The sequence below is a fragment of the Brevibacterium jeotgali genome, from assembly GCF_900169175.1.
GTDB classification, from domain to species: Bacteria; Actinomycetota; Actinomycetes; order Actinomycetales; family Brevibacteriaceae; genus Brevibacterium; species Brevibacterium jeotgali.
In genome coordinates, this window is the sequence record NZ_FXZM01000001.1 from 21,873 (window position 1) to 41,517 (window position 19,645).

General features: G+C 65.7%; 29 protein-coding genes. 2 read left to right on the forward strand and 27 right to left on the reverse strand.

What is annotated here, in order from left to right:
- Positions 1 to 119 precede the first annotated feature (119 nt).
- From map to rpsL, 27 genes are all read right to left on the reverse strand, one after another.
- Positions 120 to 944: a type I methionyl aminopeptidase gene (gene map, locus BJEO58_RS00120; RefSeq protein WP_101586662.1), complete on the reverse strand. Its 825-nt coding sequence runs from the start codon at positions 942 to 944 to the stop codon at positions 120 to 122.
- Positions 944 to 1,513, reverse strand: a complete 570-nt coding sequence (locus tag BJEO58_RS00125) for an adenylate kinase (protein WP_101586663.1) — start codon at positions 1,511 to 1,513, stop codon at positions 944 to 946. The genes map and BJEO58_RS00125 overlap by 1 nt, the downstream gene beginning before the upstream one ends.
- Before the next feature lie 116 nt (positions 1,514 to 1,629).
- Entirely contained in the window at positions 1,630 to 2,931 is a 1,302-nt protein-coding gene (gene secY, locus BJEO58_RS00130; protein ID WP_101586665.1) for a preprotein translocase subunit SecY, read from the reverse strand.
- Between the two features lie 267 nt (positions 2,932 to 3,198).
- Entirely contained in the window at positions 3,199 to 3,654 is a 456-nt protein-coding gene (gene rplO / locus BJEO58_RS00135; RefSeq protein WP_101586668.1) for a 50S ribosomal protein L15, read from the reverse strand.
- Position 3,655: 1 nt separating this feature from the next.
- Positions 3,656 to 3,838, reverse strand: a complete 183-nt coding sequence (gene rpmD, locus BJEO58_RS00140) for a 50S ribosomal protein L30 (RefSeq protein WP_101586670.1) — start codon at positions 3,836 to 3,838, stop codon at positions 3,656 to 3,658.
- Positions 3,838 to 4,515, reverse strand: coding sequence for a 30S ribosomal protein S5 (rpsE, locus tag BJEO58_RS00145; RefSeq protein ID WP_101586673.1), 678 nt, complete (start codon positions 4,513 to 4,515; stop codon positions 3,838 to 3,840). The genes rpmD and rpsE overlap by 1 nt, the downstream gene beginning before the upstream one ends.
- Complete coding sequence (gene rplR / locus BJEO58_RS00150) at positions 4,512 to 4,892, reverse strand: 50S ribosomal protein L18 (RefSeq protein WP_101586675.1); 381 nt, start codon at positions 4,890 to 4,892, stop codon at positions 4,512 to 4,514. Before rplR ends, rpsE begins: the two co-directional genes overlap by 4 nt.
- A gap of 2 nt (positions 4,893 to 4,894) precedes the next feature.
- Positions 4,895 to 5,431, reverse strand: a complete 537-nt coding sequence (gene rplF, locus BJEO58_RS00155; protein ID WP_101586677.1) for a 50S ribosomal protein L6 — start codon at positions 5,429 to 5,431, stop codon at positions 4,895 to 4,897.
- A 19-nt stretch (positions 5,432 to 5,450) separates the two neighbouring features.
- Positions 5,451 to 5,849 carry a 30S ribosomal protein S8 gene (rpsH, locus tag BJEO58_RS00160; protein ID WP_101586679.1) on the reverse strand — a complete coding sequence of 133 codons (399 nt, stop codon included), beginning with the start codon at positions 5,847 to 5,849 and terminating at the stop codon, positions 5,451 to 5,453.
- A gap of 65 nt (positions 5,850 to 5,914) precedes the next feature.
- Complete coding sequence (gene rplE / locus BJEO58_RS00165; RefSeq protein WP_101586681.1) at positions 5,915 to 6,484, reverse strand: 50S ribosomal protein L5; 570 nt, start codon at positions 6,482 to 6,484, stop codon at positions 5,915 to 5,917.
- The gene (gene rplX, locus BJEO58_RS00170) at positions 6,484 to 6,849 is read right to left on the reverse strand and encodes a 50S ribosomal protein L24 (protein WP_180951769.1); all 366 of its coding nucleotides are present in this window, start codon (positions 6,847 to 6,849) and stop codon (positions 6,484 to 6,486) included. Before rplX ends, rplE begins: the two co-directional genes overlap by 1 nt.
- Positions 6,850 to 6,851: 2 nt before the next feature.
- Entirely contained in the window at positions 6,852 to 7,220 is a 369-nt protein-coding gene (gene rplN / locus BJEO58_RS00175; RefSeq protein ID WP_101586682.1) for a 50S ribosomal protein L14, read from the reverse strand.
- A 142-nt stretch (positions 7,221 to 7,362) separates the two neighbouring features.
- Positions 7,363 to 7,641, reverse strand: coding sequence for a 30S ribosomal protein S17 (rpsQ, locus tag BJEO58_RS00180; RefSeq protein ID WP_101586684.1), 279 nt, complete (start codon positions 7,639 to 7,641; stop codon positions 7,363 to 7,365).
- Positions 7,641 to 7,892, reverse strand: coding sequence for a 50S ribosomal protein L29 (gene rpmC / locus BJEO58_RS00185; RefSeq protein ID WP_087007641.1), 252 nt, complete (start codon positions 7,890 to 7,892; stop codon positions 7,641 to 7,643). The genes rpsQ and rpmC overlap by 1 nt, the downstream gene beginning before the upstream one ends.
- A 2-nt stretch (positions 7,893 to 7,894) precedes the next feature.
- Positions 7,895 to 8,311, reverse strand: a complete 417-nt coding sequence (gene rplP / locus BJEO58_RS00190) for a 50S ribosomal protein L16 (protein WP_087007638.1) — start codon at positions 8,309 to 8,311, stop codon at positions 7,895 to 7,897.
- Between the two features lie 2 nt (positions 8,312 to 8,313).
- Entirely contained in the window at positions 8,314 to 9,147 is an 834-nt protein-coding gene (rpsC, locus tag BJEO58_RS00195; protein ID WP_101586686.1) for a 30S ribosomal protein S3, read from the reverse strand.
- Positions 9,147 to 9,527 carry a 50S ribosomal protein L22 gene (gene rplV, locus BJEO58_RS00200; RefSeq protein WP_101586688.1) on the reverse strand — a complete coding sequence of 127 codons (381 nt, stop codon included), beginning with the start codon at positions 9,525 to 9,527 and terminating at the stop codon, positions 9,147 to 9,149. The genes rpsC and rplV overlap by 1 nt, the downstream gene beginning before the upstream one ends.
- 44 nt (positions 9,528 to 9,571) lie before the next feature.
- Positions 9,572 to 9,853, reverse strand: coding sequence for a 30S ribosomal protein S19 (gene rpsS, locus BJEO58_RS00205; RefSeq protein WP_101586689.1), 282 nt, complete (start codon positions 9,851 to 9,853; stop codon positions 9,572 to 9,574).
- A gap of 15 nt (positions 9,854 to 9,868) precedes the next feature.
- Positions 9,869 to 10,705, reverse strand: a complete 837-nt coding sequence (gene rplB / locus BJEO58_RS00210) for a 50S ribosomal protein L2 (RefSeq protein WP_101586691.1) — start codon at positions 10,703 to 10,705, stop codon at positions 9,869 to 9,871.
- A 31-nt stretch (positions 10,706 to 10,736) separates the two neighbouring features.
- Complete coding sequence (rplW, locus tag BJEO58_RS00215) at positions 10,737 to 11,039, reverse strand: 50S ribosomal protein L23 (RefSeq protein ID WP_180951770.1); 303 nt, start codon at positions 11,037 to 11,039, stop codon at positions 10,737 to 10,739.
- The gene (gene rplD, locus BJEO58_RS00220; RefSeq protein WP_101586693.1) at positions 11,036 to 11,710 is read right to left on the reverse strand and encodes a 50S ribosomal protein L4; all 675 of its coding nucleotides are present in this window, start codon (positions 11,708 to 11,710) and stop codon (positions 11,036 to 11,038) included. Before rplD ends, rplW begins: the two co-directional genes overlap by 4 nt.
- A gap of 3 nt (positions 11,711 to 11,713) precedes the next feature.
- Positions 11,714 to 12,388, reverse strand: a complete 675-nt coding sequence (gene rplC, locus BJEO58_RS00225; protein ID WP_101586696.1) for a 50S ribosomal protein L3 — start codon at positions 12,386 to 12,388, stop codon at positions 11,714 to 11,716.
- Positions 12,389 to 12,398: 10 nt separating this feature from the next.
- Positions 12,399 to 12,707, reverse strand: a complete 309-nt coding sequence (gene rpsJ, locus BJEO58_RS00230) for a 30S ribosomal protein S10 (RefSeq protein WP_009379191.1) — start codon at positions 12,705 to 12,707, stop codon at positions 12,399 to 12,401.
- Between the two features lie 399 nt (positions 12,708 to 13,106).
- The gene (gene tuf / locus BJEO58_RS00235) at positions 13,107 to 14,300 is read right to left on the reverse strand and encodes an elongation factor Tu (protein ID WP_101586700.1); all 1,194 of its coding nucleotides are present in this window, start codon (positions 14,298 to 14,300) and stop codon (positions 13,107 to 13,109) included.
- A gap of 124 nt (positions 14,301 to 14,424) precedes the next feature.
- The gene (gene fusA, locus BJEO58_RS00240) at positions 14,425 to 16,530 is read right to left on the reverse strand and encodes an elongation factor G (RefSeq protein WP_101586703.1); all 2,106 of its coding nucleotides are present in this window, start codon (positions 16,528 to 16,530) and stop codon (positions 14,425 to 14,427) included.
- A 72-nt stretch (positions 16,531 to 16,602) separates the two neighbouring features.
- Entirely contained in the window at positions 16,603 to 17,076 is a 474-nt protein-coding gene (gene rpsG, locus BJEO58_RS00245; protein WP_101586705.1) for a 30S ribosomal protein S7, read from the reverse strand.
- Positions 17,076 to 17,450 carry a 30S ribosomal protein S12 gene (rpsL, locus tag BJEO58_RS00250; RefSeq protein ID WP_101586708.1) on the reverse strand — a complete coding sequence of 125 codons (375 nt, stop codon included), beginning with the start codon at positions 17,448 to 17,450 and terminating at the stop codon, positions 17,076 to 17,078. Before rpsL ends, rpsG begins: the two co-directional genes overlap by 1 nt.
- Positions 17,451 to 17,852: 402 nt before the next feature.
- Here rpsL and BJEO58_RS00255 point away from each other — a divergent pair, with 402 nt between their 5' ends.
- On the forward strand, positions 17,853 to 18,566 hold the full coding sequence (locus BJEO58_RS00255) for a DUF1707 SHOCT-like domain-containing protein (protein WP_101586710.1): 714 nt from the start codon (positions 17,853 to 17,855) through the stop codon (positions 18,564 to 18,566).
- Between the two features lie 48 nt (positions 18,567 to 18,614).
- Positions 18,615 to 19,640: a 6-phosphofructokinase gene (locus BJEO58_RS00260; RefSeq protein WP_101586711.1), complete on the forward strand. Its 1,026-nt coding sequence runs from the start codon at positions 18,615 to 18,617 to the stop codon at positions 19,638 to 19,640.
- The last annotated feature ends 5 nt before the right edge of the window (positions 19,641 to 19,645 follow it).

Here is a 19,645-nt window from a genome sequence, read left to right on the forward strand (position 1 = left end):
ACTCACACCAGCACTATGGAACTTGTGTTCATTGTGGTCACGAAATGATCACGGTGGTCCGAGCATCGTGGGGCTGGGCCCAGCGCGCCGGCCCGGAGCCGCTGAGCGTCAGGGCCTGCTCAGTCCAACGGCACAGGGACGACGCCGTAGGGCCTGAGCCGCTCCGCTCCCCCGTCCGGGGAGGTGAGCACCCAGACGCCGCCGGCATGCCGGGCGACGGAATGCTCCCAATGGCTCGCGCGAGCACCGTCGACGGTCACGACGGTCCAGTCGTCGTCGAGCGTCTTCGTGGCGATGTCCCCGCCGACGAGCATCGGCTCGATGGCCAGACACATACCCGGCTTCAGCTTGGGGCCCATCCGCTTCGCGCGGTAGTTGAGGACCTCCGGCTCCATATGCATCTGCGACCCGATGCCGTGGCCCGTGAAGTCCTCGATGAGACCCAGGTCCGGGGCGAGCTCCTGAGCGCGCTCCTCGATGGCCGCACCGATCTCGCCGACCCTCTTGCCGGTCGCCATCGCAGCGATGCCGGCCCACATGATCTCCTCCGTCGTCTGCGAGAGGCGCACATGAGCCGGATCCGCGGCCTCCTCTCCGCCCACGAACACCGTCATCGCCGAATCGCCGTGCAGACCCTCGACGATCGCACCGCCGTCGATCGACACCATGTCGCCCGCCGCCAGGACGCGCTCACCGGGGATCCCGTGAACGACCACCTCATTGACCGAAACGCACAGTGCGGCAGGGAAGCCGTGATAGCCCTTGAAGTTCGACGTCGCGCCCCTGTCGGCGATGACCTTCGCCCCGGCCGCATTGACGTCCCCCGTCGTCGCGCCCGGCACACACGCCGCACGGGCGGCCTCCAGGGCCGCCCGTGTCACGAGTCCCGCACGGCGCATCGTGCGGATCTGCTGGTCGCTCTTCAGCTCGACCGAATCGAACATCAGTGCCCGATCGCCGCGAGGATTCGATCCGTGATCGCGTCGACCTCGCCGAGTCCGTCGACCTGCTTCAGCAGTCCCCGCTGTGCGTAGATCTCTGTGAGCGGCTGGGTCTGCTCCGCGTACACGTCGAGACGGTGGCGGATGACGTCCTCGGTGTCGTCGGAACGACCCTGCAGCGATGCGCGTGCCAGGAGACGGCCGACGACCTCATCGACATCGGCCGTGAGTTCGACGACGTGGTCCAGCGAGTGGCCCGATGCCTCGAGCATTCCGTCCAGCTCCTCGACCTGGGCCTGCGTGCGCGGGTAGCCGTCGAGCAGGAAGCCCCCCTGCGCGTCGTCCTGGGACAACCGGTCCGCCACCATCGAGTTGGTGACCTCGTCGGGGACGTACTCCCCCGCGTCCATGTAGCGCTTGGCGGCCTTGCCCAGCTCCGTTTCGCCTTTGACGTTGGCCCGGAAGATGTCGCCCGTGGAGATCGCGGGGACGTCCAGTGCCTCGCTGAGTCGGGCAGCCTGCGTGCCCTTTCCCGCCCCGGGGGGGCCGATCAGGATGATGCGAGTGCTCATGAGATTCCTTTTCTCTCTGTGGCAGGGCCGGGGTCGCTGTCCGACCGCCGACCGCGACGCCGAGCCCGGCCCCGGACAGGGCCCTGGGTGCTCGGGTCACCGCGTGCCGGTTCGGATCAGCGCAGCAGGCCCTCGTAGTGGCGCTGCTGCATCTGCGAGTTGATCTGCTTGACCGTCTCCAGTCCGACGCCCACGATGATCAGCAGCGACGTGCCGCCGAACGGGAAGTCCTGATTCGCGTTGATGAGGACGAGCGCGACGAGCGGGATGAGCGCGACGCAGCCGAGGTAGAGCGAACCGGGGAGCGTGATGCGGGTCAGCACGTAGCTGAGATACTGCTCCGTGGGCCGGCCCGCGCGGATGCCGGGGATGAAGCCGCCATAGCGCTTCATGTTGTCCGCGACCTCTTCGGGGTTGAACGTGATCGCCACGTAGAAGAACGTGAAGAAGATCGTGAGGAGGAAGTAGCTGACCATGTAGATCGGGTGGTCGCCCTGCGTGAAGTAGGTTCCGATCCACTGCACCCACTGGTCCTCCGGATCGCCGAACTGAGAGAGCAGGCTGGGCAGGTACAGGACCGATGAGGAGAAGATGACCGGGATGACGCCGGCCTGGTTCACCTTGATCGGGATGTACGTCGAGGTGCCGCCGAACATGCGACGTCCCACCATGCGCTTCGCGTACTGGACCGGGATGCGCCGCTGCGACTGCTCGACGAACACGACCAGGCACACGATCACGAGGCCCACGAGGATCACCAGCAGGAAGATGTCGATGCCCTGCGAGTTCAGGATGTTGCCGAACGAGGACGGGAAGCCCGCGGCGATCGACGTGAAGATGAGCAGCGACATGCCGTTGCCGACACCGCGCTCCGTGATCTGCTCGCCGAGCCACATGATGAGGCCGGTCCCCGCTGTCATCGTCATGATGATGACGCCGATGCCCCACCACGAGTCATTCATGATGAGGTCCTGGCAGCCCGCCACGTTCCCGAACAGCGCGCCGGTACGGACCGTCGACACGAGCGTCGTCGCATTGAGGACTGCGAGGCCGAGTGTCATGTACCGGGTGTACTGCGTGAGCTTCGCCTGCCCTGAGGCACCCTCCTTGTGGAGCGCTTCGAACCGTGGGATCACGACTCGCAGCAGCTGGGTGATGATGCTCGCCGTGATGTACGGCATGATCCCCAGCGCGAAGATCGACAGCTGGAGCAGAGCCCCACCCGAGAACAGATTGATCATGCCGAACGCACCCTGCGTGAGCTGGGGCGAAGCGACGCATTCCTGCACCTGCGCGTAATCGATCCCCGGGGACGGGATGAACGAACCGAGCCGGAAGAGCACGATGATCCCGAGGGTGAAGAGCAGCTTGTTGCGAAGGTCAGGCGTCCTGAAAGCGCGCCCTACAGCTCCGAGCACTCGTCCTCCTGATGTGCGTGCGCCGGTCCGGGCGGAGTTCCGGCGGACGCACTGCGGGCAAGGTCCGCGCTGAGGGGGACTCGGATGCTCGCGCCTGCGACCGGCAGGTCCAAGACAAGGATCGACGACGAAACGACAATATTCCTCGAGAGACTCTATCAGTGCACGGGAACCGCACCGAATCGTCGCCGCCGCGGCAGAACGACTGCGGGGCACAGCCGATTCGGCTGTGCCCCGCAGGGTGTTGCGTCGTCGAACGCGCGAGCGTCAGGCGGTCGTGACCGACCCTCCGGCCGCGACGATCTTCTGCTCCGCGGAACCGGAGACCTTGTCCGCAGTGATGTTGATCGCAACGGTGATCTCGCCGGTCCCCAGCACCTTGACGGGCTGGTTCGCACGGACGGCGCCCTTCTCCACGAGATCGGCGACAGTCACGTCCCCGCCCTTCGGGAAGAGCACGGACAGCTTCTCGAGGTTGACGACCTGGAAGGTCACCTTGCTCGGGTTCTTGAACCCGCGCAGCTTGGGCAGCCGCATGTGCAGCGGAGTCTGCCCACCCTCGAAGCCGTGCGGCACCTGGTAGCGGGCCTGCGTGCCCTTGGTACCGCGGCCGGCTGTCTTTCCGCCCTTGCCGCCTTCACCGCGACCCAGACGGGTCTTCGCGGTCTTGGAGCCGGGGGCGGGACGCAGGTGATGCAGCTTGAGTGCGTTCTCTTCTGCCATATCAGTCCACCTCTTCCCAGGTGACGAGGTGGCTCACGACGTTGACCATGCCGCGGATCTCAGGACGGTCATCCTTCACCACGACATCGTCGATCCGCTTGAGACCGAGCGAGCGCAGGGTCTCGCGCTGGTTCTGCTTGCCACCGATATCAGACTTCAGCTGGGTGATCTTGAGCTTGGCCATCAGGAGGTCGCCCCGCTTTCCGCTGCACGGAGGAGTGCTTCGGGAGCAACCTCATCGACGGACAGACCACGACGTGCCGCGACCTCTTCAGGACGCTCGAGGCCCTTGAGCGCGGCGATCGTGGCATGCACGATGTTGATCGCGTTCGAGGAGCCCAGCGACTTCGAGAGGATGTCATGGACACCCGCGGCGTCAAGCACGGCGCGGACGGGTCCGCCCGCGATGACGCCGGTACCCGGAGTGGCGGGACGCAGCAGGACGACGCCGGCCGCCTTCTCCGCGGTGATCGGGTGCGGGATGGTCTTCCGGATACGGGGGACGCGGAAGAAGTTCTTCTTCGCCTCCTCCACACCCTTGGCGATCGCCGAGGGAACTTCCTTGGCCTTGCCGTAGCCCATGCCGACCATGCCGTCACCGTCACCCACCACGACGAGAGCGGTGAAGGCGAAGCGGCGTCCGCCCTTCACGACCTTCGAGACGCGGTTGATGGTGATGACGTGCTCGACGAACTGATTCTTGTCTTCGCGCTCCGAACGGTTCCCACGGCGATTGCCGCCGTCCCCGCGACCCCGGCCGCGGCCGCGACCGCGGTCACCGGCGTCGGAGGTGGGCGCCTGCTGCTGCGAATCGGCCTGGCCCTCAGTGGGCTGTGCCGCCTTGTTCTCTTCAGTGCTCACAGTGCGAGTCCTCCTTCACGTGCTCCGTCAGCGACTGCGGCCACACGGCCGTGGTAGACATTGCCACCACGGTCGAAGACCACTGTCTCGACTCCGGCTGCCTTGGCACGTTCAGCGACGAGCTCGCCGACGCGGTGCGCCTTGGCGGTCTTGTCGTCGCTCGCACCACGGAGGTCCGCCTCCATCGTGGATGCCGATGCCAGCGTGAGGCCGGCTGCATCGTCGATGATCTGGACGAACACGTGGCGCGATGAACGAGTGACCGCGAGACGCGGACGCTCGGGGGTGCCGTTGATGTGCTTGCGGAGTCGGGCGTGGCGCCGGATGCGCGCGGCGGTCTTGCCCTTGCCGTAGCTCTGCTTCTTTCCGAAGGCCATGGTCACTTACCAGCCTTTCCGACTTTGCGACGGACGTTCTCGCCGGCGTAACGAACACCCTTGCCCTTATAGGGTTCGGGCTTCCGGAGCTTCCGGATATTAGCGGCGACTTCTCCGACCTGCTGCTTGTCGGTGCCGGACACCGTCACCTTGTTCAGACCCTCGACGGAGAAGGTGATCCCCTCCGGAGCCTCGACAGTGATCGAGTGGCTGTAGCCCAGTGCGAACTCGAGGCTCGTCCCCTTGGCCTGCACGCGATAACCGGTGCCGACGATCTCGAGGGACTTCGAATAGCCCTCTGAGACGCCGATGATCATGTTGTTGATCAGTGTGCGCGCCAGACCGTGGAGCGAGCGGGATTCGCGCTCCTCGTCCGGACGCGACACGGTGATCATGCCGTCCTCGAGGGACGCGGAGATCGGAGCCGGAACGGTGAACGAGTGCTCACCCTTGGGGCCCTTCACGCGAACGTCCTGGCCATCGACGGTGACGTCGACGCCGGAGGGAACGGAGACGGGATGCTTGCCAATGCGTGACATAAGTTTCTCCTCCTTCCCGTTACCAGACGTACGCGAGGACTTCGCCGCCCACGCCCTGCTTGCCTGCTTGCTTGTCCGTGAGCAGCCCCGACGAGGTCGAGAGGATCGCGATGCCGAGTCCGCCGAGCACCCTCGGAAGGCCGTTCGACTTGGCGTACACGCGGAGGCCCGGCTTCGAGACGCGACGGATGCCGGCGATCGAGCGCTCACGGTTGGGTCCGAATTTCAGATCGAGCTCCAGGGTCTTCCCCACTTCGGCGTCGGAGACGCTCCAGTCGGAGATGTAGCCCTCGCTCTTGAGGATCTCGGCGATACGAGACTTGAGCTTGCTGTAAGGCATGCTCACGTCCTCGTGGTACGCCGAGTTCGCGTTGCGCAGACGTGTCAGCATGTCTGCGACGGGATCGGTCATAGTCATGTGGGCTCGTGCCCTTCCTCGTCACGGTTTCCCCGCCGTGAGGCGGGGACCTTCAACGTAGAGGTTCAGTTTTTCTTGAACGGGAAGCCGAGGTGCCGCAGAAGAGCACGCCCCTCGTCGTCCGTCTTGGCAGTCGTCACGATCGTGATGTCCATACCGCGGACCCGATCGATCTGGTCCTGATCGATCTCGTGGAACATCGACTGCTCCGTGAGGCCGAACGTGTAGTTGCCGTTTCCGTCGAACTGGCGGTCCGACAGACCGCGGAAGTCGCGGATGCGGGGCAGCGCCAGTGACACGACGCGGTCCACGAACTCCCACATGCGAGCTCCGCGCATCGTCACGTGAGCGCCGATCGGCTGATCCTCGCGCAGCTTGAACTGCGCGATGGACTTCCGAGCCCGTGTGACGACGGGCTTCTGGCCCGTGATGAGTGTCAGGTCGTGGATCGCACCCTCGATGAGCTTCGAGTCGCGCGCAGCATCGCCGACGCCCATGTTCACGACGGCCTTGACGAGGCCGGGCACCTGCATGGGATTCGAGTAGCCGAACTCCTCCTGCAGCTTGCCGACGACATCGTCGCGGTAGACCTGCTTGAGGCGCGGTGCCGGGCGGGCGTGAGTTGTCTCAGTCATCAGATGTCCTCCCCGGTACGGCGCGAGACGCGCACACGGACGGTGCGAGTGCGGCCGTCGCGCTCGACGGTCTCCTCGCGGTAGCCCACACGCGTCGGCTTGCTGTCCTTGGGATCCACCAGCATCACGTTCGAGATGTGAACGGGTGCCTCGTGGATCTCGATGCCGCCGGCGGTGGAGCCGGATGCGGTCTGCGTCGGCTTGCGGTGCTTGGACACGCGGTTGACGCCTTCGACGAGCACGCGGTTGCGCTCCGGGTAGACCTCGAGGACCTTGCCCTGCTTGCCGCGGTCGCCGCCGCGCTCCTGGCGTGCACCGGCGATCACCTGTACGAGATCGCCCTTCTTGATCTTGAACTTCGCCATGATCACAGCACCTCCGGAGCCAGCGAGATGATCTTCATGAACTTCTTGTCGCGCAGCTCGCGGCCCACGGGACCGAAGATGCGCGTACCGCGGGGTTCGCCGTCAGTCTTGAGGATGACGGCAGCGTTCTCGTCGAAGCGGATGTACGAGCCATCCGGACGACGACGCTCCTTGGCGGTGCGGACGATGACGGCTTTGACGATGTCGCCCTTCTTGACGTTCCCGCCGGGGATCGCATCCTTGACGGTGGCGACGATCGTGTCGCCGATGCCGGCATAGCGCCGGCCGGAGCCGCCGAGCACACGGATGGTATGGATCACCTTCGCACCCGTGTTATCGGCGACTTTGAGTCGCGACTCCTGCTGAATCACTTGTTCTCTCCTGTCGTCTCGCCGGTTCTCACGAGTGCGCGAGCCTTGCGGAACGGATATGGGGCAGCCGTCCGCTCACCCCCGGTTCCCGGTGGCCGCCGCGGAAGAGGCGGGACCGGGAGGGACGGGGGCAGCGTCTGGGTCACTTGGCGCGTTCGACGATCTCGACGAGTCGCCAGTGCTTGGACGCCGACAGCGGACGGGTCTCGGCCACGACGACGAGGTCGCCGATACCGGCGGTGTTCTCCTCGTCATGGACCTTGATCTTGCTGGTACTGCGAAGCACCTTGCCGTACAGGCGGTGCATCTTGCGGTCCTCGATCTCCACGACGACGGTCTTCTCCATCTTGTCGGAGACGACGTACCCGCGGGCGGTCTTGCGCGAGCCGCGCTCGACCGGAGCCTGAGTCTGCTCGGCCATCACTTATCCTCTTCCTTCGCAGCGGACGGATCGGTCCGGATTGCAAGCTTGCGCTCGTTGAGCACCGTGTAGATCCGTGCGATGTCGCGACGGACGGCCTTGAGGCGGCCATGGCTCTCCAGCTGGCCGGTGGCCGTCTGGAAACGGAGGTTGAAGAGTTCGGCCTTAGCCTTCTTCAGCTCCTCGGCGAGACGCTCGTTGTCGAAACCATCGAGCGCGTCCATGGAGAGATCCTTGGAACCGATAGCCATTCTCATTCACCACCTTCGCGCCGCACGATGCGGGCCTTGAGCGGAAGCTTGTGGATCGCGAGGCGGAGCGCCTCACGAGCGACTTCCTCGGACACACCGGCGAGCTCGAACATCACTCGGCCCGGCTTCACGTTCGCGACCCACCACTCAGGCGAGCCCTTGCCTGAACCCATGCGGGTCTCAGCAGGCTTCTTCGTCAGCGGACGGTCCGGGTAGATCGTGATCCAGACCTTTCCGCCACGCTTGATGTGGCGCGTCATCGCGATACGAGCCGCTTCGATCTGACGGTTCGTCACGTACGCCGGTTCGATGGCCTGGATTCCCCAGTCACCGAACGTGACGGTGTTGCCGCCCTTGGACATTCCGCGGCGGCCCGGGTGGTGCTGCTTGCGGTACTTGACACGGCGTGGGATGAGCATGGTCAGCCCTCCGATCCGGCTTCGGCCGCCGGAGCGGCCTCAGCAGTGTTCTCTGTCGTCTTCTGCTGGGCGTCACCGCTGCGTCCGCGTCCGCGTCCGCCGCGCTGGCGTCCACGTGCTGCGGGCCCACCGGCGCCACCGCCACGGGTTCCCCCGCGGCCTGAAGGCTGCGAAGCCTCCTGCGCCGCGAGCTCCTTGTCCGTGAAGTCGCCCTTGTAGATCCAGACCTTCACGCCGATGCGGCCGAAGGTGGTCTGCGCCTCGAAGAAGCCGTAGTCGATGTTCGCACGAAGGGTGTGCAGCGGCACACGGCCCTCGCGGTAGAACTCCGACCGGCTCATCTCTGCGCCGCCCAGACGGCCGGAGCACTGCACGCGGATGCCCTTGGCACCAGCGCGCTGCGCGCTCTGGATGGCCTTGCGCATCGCGCGACGGAATGCCACGCGGCTTGCGAGCTGCTCGCCTACGCCCTGTGCAACGAGCTGGGCGTCGACCTCGGCGTTCTTCACCTCGAGGATGTTGAGCTGGATCTGCTTGCCCGTGAGCTTCTCGAGATCCCCGCGGATGCGATCGGCTTCCGCACCGCGGCGGCCGATCACGATGCCGGGACGAGCCGTGCGGATATCCACACGGACACGATCACGGGTGCGCTCGATATTGACGCGCGAGATGCCAGCGCGCTCAAGACCGGTGCTCAGCAGCGCCCGGATCTTGATGTCCTCGCCGAGGTAGTCGGCGTAGCGCTGACCAGCCTTCGACGAGTCCGCGAACCACTTCGAGCGGTGGTCCGTGGTGATTCCGAGTCGGAATCCGTTGGGATTGATCTTCTGACCCATCAGCGGTTCCCCTTCCGGTCAGCCGGGACGTCGTCACCGGATGCGAGAACCACTGTGATGTGGCTCGTGCGCTTGTTGATGCGGCCGGCCCGACCCTGCGCGCGGGGACGGAACCGACGCATGGTCGGTCCTTCGTCCACGAACGCCTGGGTGATGACGAGCTCGTCCTCATCGAACGCTTCGCCCAGCTTGTCGGCCGTCTGGCGTGCGTTGGCGACGCCCGAAGCGACCAGCTTGTACAGCGGATCGGACACAGACTGCTCTGCGAACTTGAGCACCGCGAGGGCTTCCGACGCCTGCTGACCACGAATGAGGTCGACGACGCGGCGAGCCTTCTGGGGCGTGACGCGCAGGTAGCGCACCTTCGCCTTGGCTTCCATCGTTTCCTACTTCCTTCAGTCTCAGAGACCGTGGGCGCACCGCGTCAGCGGCGACGGCCCTTCCGGTCATCCTTGTCGTGGCCGCGGAACATCCGCGTCGGTGCGAACTCGCCGAGCTTGTGCCCGACCATCGCTTCGGTGACAAACACGGGAACGTGCTTGCGGCCGTCGTGCACGGCGATCGTGTGTCCCAGGAAATCCGGGATGATCATCGAGCGGCGGGACCAGGTCTTGATGACATTCTTCGTGCCCTTATCGTTCTGACCAGCGACCTTCTTGTAAAGGTGCTCGTCGACGAAGGGGCCCTTCTTCAGACTGCGAGGCATGTGTGAGGCTCCCTATCAGCGCTTCTTGCCGGTGCGACGGCGACGCACGATGTACTTGTCGCTTTCCTTGTTCGGGCGACGGGTCCGGCCCTCGGCCTGACCCCACGGGCTGACCGGGTGGCGGCCACCCGAAGTCTTGCCCTCGCCACCACCGTGCGGGTGATCGATCGGGTTCATGACGACACCGCGGACGGTCGGGCGCTTGCCCTTCCAGCGCATGCGTCCCGCCTTGCCCCAGCTGATGTTCGACTGCTCGGAGTTGCCCACCGCGCCGATCGTCGCGCGGCAGCGCACATCGACGTTGCGGATCTCACCGGACGGCATGCGCAGCTGCGCATACGGGCCGTCCTTCGCCACGAGCTGCACCGACGAACCGGCGGAACGCGCGATCTTCGCGCCGCCGCCGGGACGAAGCTCCACAGCGTGCACGACCGTGCCCACGGGCACATTGCGCAGCTGCAGGCTGTTGCCGGGCTTGATGTCGGCCTCAGCACCTGCTTCGATGACGTCGCCCTGCTTGAGCTTGGTCGGAGCGAGGATGTAGCGCTTCGCGCCATCCACGTAGTGCAGCAGCGCGATGCGCGCCGTGCGGTTCGGGTCGTACTCGATGTGCGCTACGCGCGCCTCGATGCCGTCCTTGTCATGGCGACGGAAGTCGATGACGCGGTACTGGCGCTTGTGTCCGCCGCCCTGATGACGGGTGGTCACACGACCGTTGCTGTTGCGTCCACCTTTTTTCGGGAGGGGACGGAGAAGCGACTTCTCCGGTGTCGACCGGGTCACTTCGACGAAGTCGGCGACGGAGCTGCCGCGGCGGCCCGGGGTCGTCGGCTTGTGCTTACGGATTCCCATTGTCTTCTAATCCTTACCTGTCAGCCGGCGCTCAGAGCGCGCCGCCGAAGATGTCGATGTCGCCCTGCTTCAGGCTGACGATCGCACGCTTCGTGTCGTTGCGCTTGCCCGTGCCAGTACGTGTCCGGCGGACCTTGCCCTGGCGGTTGAGGGTGTTGACCCGGTCGACCTTGACGCCGAAGATCGCCTCGATGGCGTACTTGATCTCTGACTTGTTCGACCGCGGGTCGACGAGGAAGGTGTACTTCCCCTCGTCCATCAGCGCGTAGGTCTTCTCGGAGACGACCGGCGCGAAGATGATGTCGCGCGGGTCCTTGATGGTCACGGAGCTCACTGTGCGTCCTCCTTAGCGCTCGTCGCTGCGGCCGTGACGGCCGTGCGTGCGAGGAAGGCATCGAGTGCGGCCTGGGTGAACACGACATCGTCGGACATCAGCACGTCGTACGTGTTGAGCTGATCGACGGGGAGGACGTGGACACGCGTCAGGTTGCGCACACTCAGGTGGGTGAGATCGTCGCCGCGCTCGATGACGACGAGCTTGTTCCTGCGGTCGGAGATCTTCGCGAGCGCCGCACGTGCGGTCTTGGTCGAGGGCACGTCACCGGTCACCAGTGCGGTGACGACGTGGACCCGGTCGAGGCGTGCCCGGTCAGAGAGCGCACCGCGCAGCGCGGCCGCCTTCATCTTCTTGGGCGTCCGCTGCGAGTAGTCACGCGGAACCGGACCGTGCACGATGCCGCCGCCCGCGTACTGCGGGGCGCGGATCGAGCCCTGGCGCGCGTTGCCGGTGCCCTTCTGGCGGTACGGCTTGCGCCCGCCGCCGCGGACCTCGGCGCGCGTCTTCGCCTTGTGGGTGCCCTGACGCGCAGCCGCGAGCTGAGCGATCACGACCTGGTGGATGAGCGGGACGTTCGTCGGAACGGCGAACACCGCGCTGGGGAGCTCAGCGGTGCCGGCCTTCGCGCCGTCCGCATCGATGACATCGATGGTCTTCGTGTCAGTCATCTCTTATGCCTCCTTCGCAGAGGAACGAACGAGAACGACTCCGCCCTTCGGGCCGGGGACAGCACCCTTGATGAGCAGCAGTCCGGCCTCGGCGTCGACGGAGTGGACCGTGAGGTTCTGTGTCGTGTGACGCACAGCGCCCATACGGCCGGCCATCTTCATGCCCTTGAACACGCGCCCGGGGGTCGCGGCTCCGCCGATCGCACCCGCCTTGCGGTGATTGCGGTGCTGACCGTGCGACGCGCCGACACCGGCGAACCCGTGGCGCTTCATGACGCCTGCGGTGCCCTTGCCCTTGGTGGTGGCGGTGACGTCGATCTTCGCGCCGGCCTCGAACACCTCAGTGGTGATCTCCTGGCCGAGCTCGTAGTCGACGGAGTCAGCGGTGCGCAGTTCGACGAGGTGGCGACGCGGTGCGACACCGGCCTTCTCGAAGTGACCCGCGTCGGGCTTGTTGACCTTGCGCGGATCCATGTCTCCGAAGCCGATCTGCACGGCTGAGTAGCCGTCGACCTCTTCGCTGCGGATCTGTGTCACAACGTTCGGCGACGCCTGCACGACGGTCACCGGCACGAAGTTGTTGTTCTCGTCCCACACCTGGGTCATGCCGAGCTTGGTGCCCAGGATGCCCTTGACGCTGCGGGTGGTGGGGAGAGCCTTGGAACGTGTGTTGGCCATGTCCTCCCCCTCAGAGCTTGATCTCGATGTTGACGTCGTCGGCGAGGTCGAGGCGCATGAGCGAATCGACCGCCTTCGGCGTCGGGTCCACGATGTCGATGAGGCGCTTGTGCGTGCGCATCTCGAAGTGTTCGCGGCTGTCCTTGTACTTGTGCGGCGAACGGATGACGCAGTACACGTTCTTCTCCGTAGGCAGCGGCACCGGGCCGACGACCGTTGCGCCTGCGCGAGTGACGGTGTCCACGATCTTGCGCGCGGCACTGTCAATCACAGCGTGGTCGTACGACTTGAGCCGGATGCGGATCTTCTGTCCCGCCATGGCGAAAGTCTCTTCCTTCCGAACTTCCCGGCCATCAACGCCCTCCTTCCGGATGAGCGTCTGCGCCGGCTTGACGTGACCGACCCCCGAGGTCGGGCGTGTCGCTTCTGCCTCGCGGCAGAGTGACGACACTCGTTCAATGGCTGCCCGGCCCGAACCCGCACGTGTGCAGATTCAACAGCCGGATCCCCCGGGACCGTTCGCGACGCAGGGTCGCAGTGCAGGGGTCGGTGGTCCCGGATCACAACCACACTATCTTGGCATGCCGGGCGTGTCGTCGCAAATCCGATCGCGACCCGTGCTGGCCGCAGCAGCGGACGAGGAAGGGCCCCGGGGTCACCCCCGAGGCCCTTCTTCAATTCCGTCGCAGGTCAGAGACCTGCAGGAGAGTCGATCAGATCACTTAGTGATGCTCACGACACGACCGGCGCCCACCGTGCGTCCACCCTCACGGATGGCGAAGCGGAGGCCCTCCTCCATAGCGATCGGCTGGATCAGCTCGACCGACATGTCGGTGTTGTCACCGGGCATGACCATCTCGGTGCCCTCGGGCAGCGCGATGACGCCGGTGACGTCCGTCGTACGGAAGTAGAACTGCGGGCGGTAGTTCGAGTAGAACGGGTTGTGACGCCCGCCCTCATCCTTCGAGAGGATGTAGACCTGCGCCTCGAAGTTCGTGTGAGGCGTGATCGAGTTCGGCTTCACGACGACCTGGCCGCGCTCGACGTCCTCGCGCTTCGTGCCGCGGAGCAGGAGCCCCACGTTCTCACCCGCGCGGGCATCCGGCAGGGTCTTGCGGAACATCTCGATCGCGGTGACCGTCGTCTTGGACGACTTCTCCTTGATGCCGACGATCTCGATCTCCTCGTTGGGGAGGAGAACGCCGCGCTCCACACGACCGGTGACGACCGTGCCGCGACCGGTGATGGTGAAGACGTCCTCGACCGGCATGAGGAAGGGCTTGTCGACATCGCGCTCCGGCTCCGGAACGTTCGCGTCGACCGCCTCCATGAGATCAGCGACGGACTGGACCCACTTCTCGTCTCCCTCGAGAGCCTTGAGAGCGGACACCGGCACGACTGGCGCATTGTCTCCATCGAAGTCCTGCGAGGAGAGGAGGTCGCGGACCTCGAACTCGACGAGCTCGATGAGCTCCTCGTCTTCCACCATGTCCGACTTGTTCAGCGCGGCGACGATGTACGGGACGCCGACCTGACGCGCGAGCAGCACGTGCTCACGCGTCTGCGGCATCGGGCCATCGGTCGCTGCGACCACGAGGATCGCACCGTCCATCTGTGCGGCACCGGTGATCATGTTCTTCACGTAGTCAGCGTGGCCCGGTGCGTCGACGTGCGCATAGTGGCGCGTTTCCGTCTGGTACTCGACGTGCGACACGTTGATCGTGATGCCGCGCTGCTTCTCTTCCGGCGCGTTGTCGACCTGGTCGAATGCCCGGGACTCGTTGAGCTCGGGGTACTTGTCCGCGAGGACCTTGGTGATCGCTGCGGTAAGAGTCGTCTTACCGTGGTCGACGTGCCCGATCGTCCCGATGTTGACGTGGGGCTTGGTCCTTTCGAATGAGGCCTTTGCCACTGGGTTCCTCCTGGTGTTTGGTGCAGGATATGCGGTTCATATCCTAGAACCGGATTGTGGGTAGATGAGTGTCACTATGCTGACAGCCGATAGGCCCCCGCACAATGTCACGGGTGAGAGAGGGTCACTCCCCGCCGCGGACCTTCTGGATGATCTCGTCGGCGACGTTCTTCGGAACCTCTCCGTAGCTGTGGAAGAGCATCGTGTACACAGCGCGACCCTGCGTCTTCGAACGCAGATCGCCGATGTATCCGAACATCTCCGACAGCGGGACCAGAGCCTTGACGACCTTGACGCCGGTGGCGTCCTCCATCGACTGGATCTGACCACGACGCGAGTTCACGTCACCGATGACGTCGCCCATGTACTCCTCGGGAGTACGGACCTCGACATCCATGACCGGCTCGAGGAGCACCGGGTCGGCGCGCGGAACGGATTCCTTCAGCACCATGGACCCGGCGATCTTGAACGCCATCTCCGACGAGTCGACGTCGTGGTAGGCGCCGTCGAGCAGCGTCGCCTTGATGCCGACGAGCGGGTAGCCGGCCAGCACTCCGAGCTCCATCGCGGACTCGATGCCCTCACCAACGCTGGGGATGTACTCCTTCGGCACGCGCCCGCCGGTGATCGCGTCCACGAACTCGAAGACCTTGTCGCCCTCGACCTCCATCGGCTCGATGGAGACCTGGACCTTCGCGAACTGCCCCGAGCCGCCGGTCTGCTTCTTGTGCGTGTAATCGATCTTCGGCACTGCGCGACGAATCGTCTCGCGGTACGCGACCTGCGGCTTGCCGATGTTCGCCTCGACCTTGAACTCGCGCTTCATGCGGTCCACGAACACGTCGAGGTGCAGCTCGCCCATGCCGCCGATCTCCGTCTGGCCGGTCTCCTCGTTGAGGTTGACCGTGAAGGTGGGGTCCTCCTTCACCAGCTTCTGGATCGCGGTGCCGAGCTTCTCCTGGTCGCTCTTCGTCTTCGGTTCGATGGAGACGAAGATGACGGGATCCGGGAAGGACATCGACTCGAGCACGATCGGCTGGTCGGAATCGCAGAGCGTGTCGCCGGTCGTCGTGTCCTTCAGACCGATGAACGCGTAGATGTGGCCGGCGAAGGCCTGCTCGACCGGGTTCTCCTTGTTGGAGTGCATCTGGAAGAGCTTGCCGACGCGCTCCTTCCGCCCGTTCGTCGTGTTGACGACCTGGTCACCGGTCTTCACGGTGCCCGAGTACACGCGCACATAGGTGAGTGAACCGAAGAAGGGGTGCGTCGCGACCTTGAAGGCAAGAGCCGCGAACGGTCCGTCCTTCTTCGGCTCTCGCGTGATGACCGTGTCCTCGTCGTTGACCGGGTGTCCCTCGATAGCCGGGACATCAAGAGGGGACGGGAGGTAGTCGGTCACCGCGTGGAGCACGAGCTGGATGCCCTTGTTCTTGAACGCCGAGCCGCACATGACGGGGTATGCCTGCGAGGCGATGGTCAGCTGGCGGATACCGGCCTTCATCTCCTCGATGGTCAGTTCGCCCTCTTCGAGGTACTTCTCCGTGAGGTCGTCATTCGCCTCAGCGGCGTCCTCGACGAGCTGCGCGCGGTACTCTTCGGCACGCTCCTGGAGGTCGGCCGGAATGGCCACCTCCGTCATGTCCTGACCCTTCTTCGACTCGTCCGGCCATTCGTAGGCCTTCATCTCGATGAGATCGACGACACCGCGGAAGTCGGACTCAGCACCGATCGGCAGCTGGATGACGAGCGGCTTGGCTCCCAGGCGATCCTTGATGGTGCTGACGGTGTAGTAGAAGTCGGCGCCGAGCTTGTCCATCTTGTTGACGAAGCAGACGCGCGGCACGTTGTACTTGTCTGCCTGGCGCCACACGGTCTCCGACTGGGGCTCGACGCCCTCCTTGCCGTCGAACACGGCCACCGCACCGTCGAGCACGCGCAGCGATCGCTCCACCTCGACGGTGAAGTCGACGTGACCCGGGGTGTCGATGATGTTGAACTGGTTGTCCTCCCAGTAGCAGGTCGTCGCGGCCGACGTGATGGTGATGCCGCGCTCCTGCTCCTGTTCCATCCAGTCCATCGTCGAGGCACCGTCGTGCGTCTCGCCGAGCTTGTAGTTCACGCCGGTGTAGAAGAGGATGCGTTCCGTCGTCGTCGTCTTGCCGGCATCGATGTGGGCCATGATGCCGATGTTGCGGACCTTGCTGAGGTCGCTGAGCACGTCAAGTGCCACGGTTTCTCTCTCTCGTATCGATGACTCCCCCGGTCCGGGCCCGGAGGCCCGGACCGGGGTTCGTCGCCTCTGTTACCAGCGGTAGTGGGCGAACGCCTTGTTGGACTCCGCCATCTTGTGCGTGTCCTCGCGGCGCTTCACAGCGGCGCCCAGACCGTTGGCCGCATCCATGATCTCGTTCTGGAGACGGTCGGTCATGCTCTTCTCGCGGCGCTGGCGGGAGTAGCCGACGAGCCAGCGCAGTGCCAGCGTCGTCGAGCGGCTCGCACGGACCTCGACGGGGACCTGGTAGGTCGCACCGCCGACGCGGCGGGAACGGACTTCGAGTGAGGGACGGATGTTGTCGAGCGCCTTCTTGAGCGTCGTGACCGGATCCTGTCCGTTGAGCTTGTCACGGGTGCCCTCGAGAGCTCCGTAGACGATGCGCTCAGCAGTGGAGCGCTTTCCGTCGAGCAGCACCTTGTTGATGAGCTGCGTGACGACGGGTGAGCTGAAGACCGGGTCGACGACGACCGGTCGCTTGGGTGCGGGGCCCTTGCGCGGCATTACTTCTTCTCCCTCTTGGCTCCGTAGCGGCTGCGGGCCTGCTGACGACCCTTGACTCCCTGTGTGTCGAGGGCGCCGCGGACGATCTTGTAGCGAACGCCCGGGAGGTCCTTCACGCGACCACCGCGGACGAGCACGATCGAGTGCTCCTGCAGGTTGTGGCCCTCACCGGGGATGTACGCGGAGACCTCGATCTGGCTCGAGAGCTTGACGCGCGCGACCTTGCGGAGTGCGGAGTTCGGCTTCTTGGGAGTCGTGGTGTACACGCGAGTGCACACGCCGCGCCGCTGCGGGCCGCCTTTGAGGCCAGGCGTGGCGTTCTTCACGGCCTTGTCCTGTCGCCCCTTGCGGACGAGCTGCTGAATAGTGGGCACTGAGTTGTTCTCCGATGCTTCTCGATGTTCCTAATCCCGGGCCCTCCACGGATGGAGGCCTGCATGAACCCGAGCGTGTCCGACTGGTGACCGGGTGAAGCTGCCTGCCCGATCCCAGTATCCGCCGAAGACCTCTGCACCCGCACTCGGGTGTGTCGGACCGGCGGACCAGCGCAACGCCGCTTCTCAGCGGAGCTGCACTGCCGTGAGCGGCGCGTCCTGGTGTCCACCACCCTGCAGGCGGGTCGCGGCAGGCTCGCACAGCGCGCGGGCGTGACTGCCCTCAGGACAGCCACGTTCCAGATTATCTCGCACGGTCGCCGGCGGTCAAAGTCGCGACGGAGAAGCAAGCAGGATCACACGCGCGGAGGGGCTCCCGCACCACTCGGTAGTCTGGGACGCATGACGCCTCCGCACTCCTCCGGTCCTGATCGGTCCGACGGCGACGAACCTGTCCCCAGGACGCCGCGCCTGCGCGCAGGCGACGAGGAGCGCGACGCGGTCCTCGACGTCCTCGCGCGTGCGCACGGTGCAGGTCGCCTCGATCCCGCCGAGGTCGATGAGCGCCAACGGCATACGCTCCGCGCGCGCTTCGTCGACGAGCTCCCCGACCTCATCGACGATCTGCCCGAGGGCCGCGATCTCGCCGCCCGCTTCGCGTCCCAGTCCGGCCGCGGCGAGCATCGGCGCTCCCCCGGCACCCTCGCCCATGCACCGGCGGGCGACGTCGTGCCGGTGGCCCCCGGCAGCGGGCCGCCCGAGACGACAGTCGCGGTGATGAGCGGCCGCGAGCATGTCGTCGAGCCGGGGACCGGTCTCGTCCGCAGCTATGGGCTCATGGGCGGCGACGAGATCTACCTGGGCGACGTGATGGGACCGGGCGTGGAAGTGACCCTCGAGTGCTACGCCATGTGGGCCGGCAATGACGTCTACGTCCCCGCCGGGGTCAAGGTGCTCGACAGGACGATGAACCTGATGGCGGGCAACACGATCGCGAAGAATGCACGGGGAGACGGCTCGAACGGCACCGTCATCCTCACCGGCTTCAGTCTCATGGCGGGCCACGACGTCAAACTCGACCCCAACTGGAGGCCCCGCGGCGAACTCGCAGGCTGACAGGCCTCCGACTGCCGCTCCCGGACGCCGGACGGATATGCTGGCGGCATGCGCATCGGGATCATGACATCAGGCGGCGACGGTCCGGGCCTCAACGCCGTGATCCGCGGAGCAGTGCGCAGGGGCACACGCGCCCACCAGTCCGAGTTCGCGGGAATCCGCGACGGGTGGCGGGGACTGCTCGAGGACGACGTCACTCCGCTCACGACCTACGACGTCCGCGGTCTGTCCGGACGCGGAGGCACGATCCTCGGCACCTCACGGGCCCATCCCTACTCCGGCGGTGGACCTGCCCGGATGCGCGAGGTGCTGAGAGCTCGCGGGATTGACGCAGTCATCGCGATCGGCGGCGAGGGCACGCTGGCAGGCGCCGCACGCCTAGCCGATGACGAGGGACTGCCCGTGGTGGGTGTGCCGAAGACGATCGACAACGATCTCGACGGGACCGACTACACGTTCGGGTTCGACACTGCAGCGGCGATCGCGACCGAATCGATCGATCGCCTGCGGACGACCGCTGAATCCCACCACCGCTGCATGGTCGTCGAGGTGATGGGCCGCCACGTCGGGTGGATCGCACTGCACGCCGGCATGGCGGCCGGGGCTCACGCAGTCCTGCTCCCCGAATTCCCCGTCTCCTATGACCGGATCCACCGCTGGGTGCGATCAGCACGGGCCCGCGGCCGCGCCCCGATCGTCGTCGTGGCCGAGGGCTTCGTCCCCGAGGACCGCGTCGAGGCCGTGGCCGCCAAGGGAGAAGCCCCTGACGGTCGCCCCCGCCTGGGAGGGATCGCCGATGAACTCGCACCTCTCATCGAGGAGGCGACGGGCATCGAGACCCGGTCGACGGTCCTGGGTCACCTGCAGAGGGGCGGCTCCCCCACTGCGTATGACCGGGTCCTGTCCACACGGCTGGGCATGGCCGCTGCAGACATCGCCGTCGAGAGGGCATGGGGCCAGATGGCATCGCTCGACGGAACGGACATCGTCCGCGTCCGCATGGCCGACGCGGTCGACAAGCTGAAGCGAGTGCCCCAGAGCCGGTGGGACGAGATGCAGATCCTCCTGGGGTGAAGCCG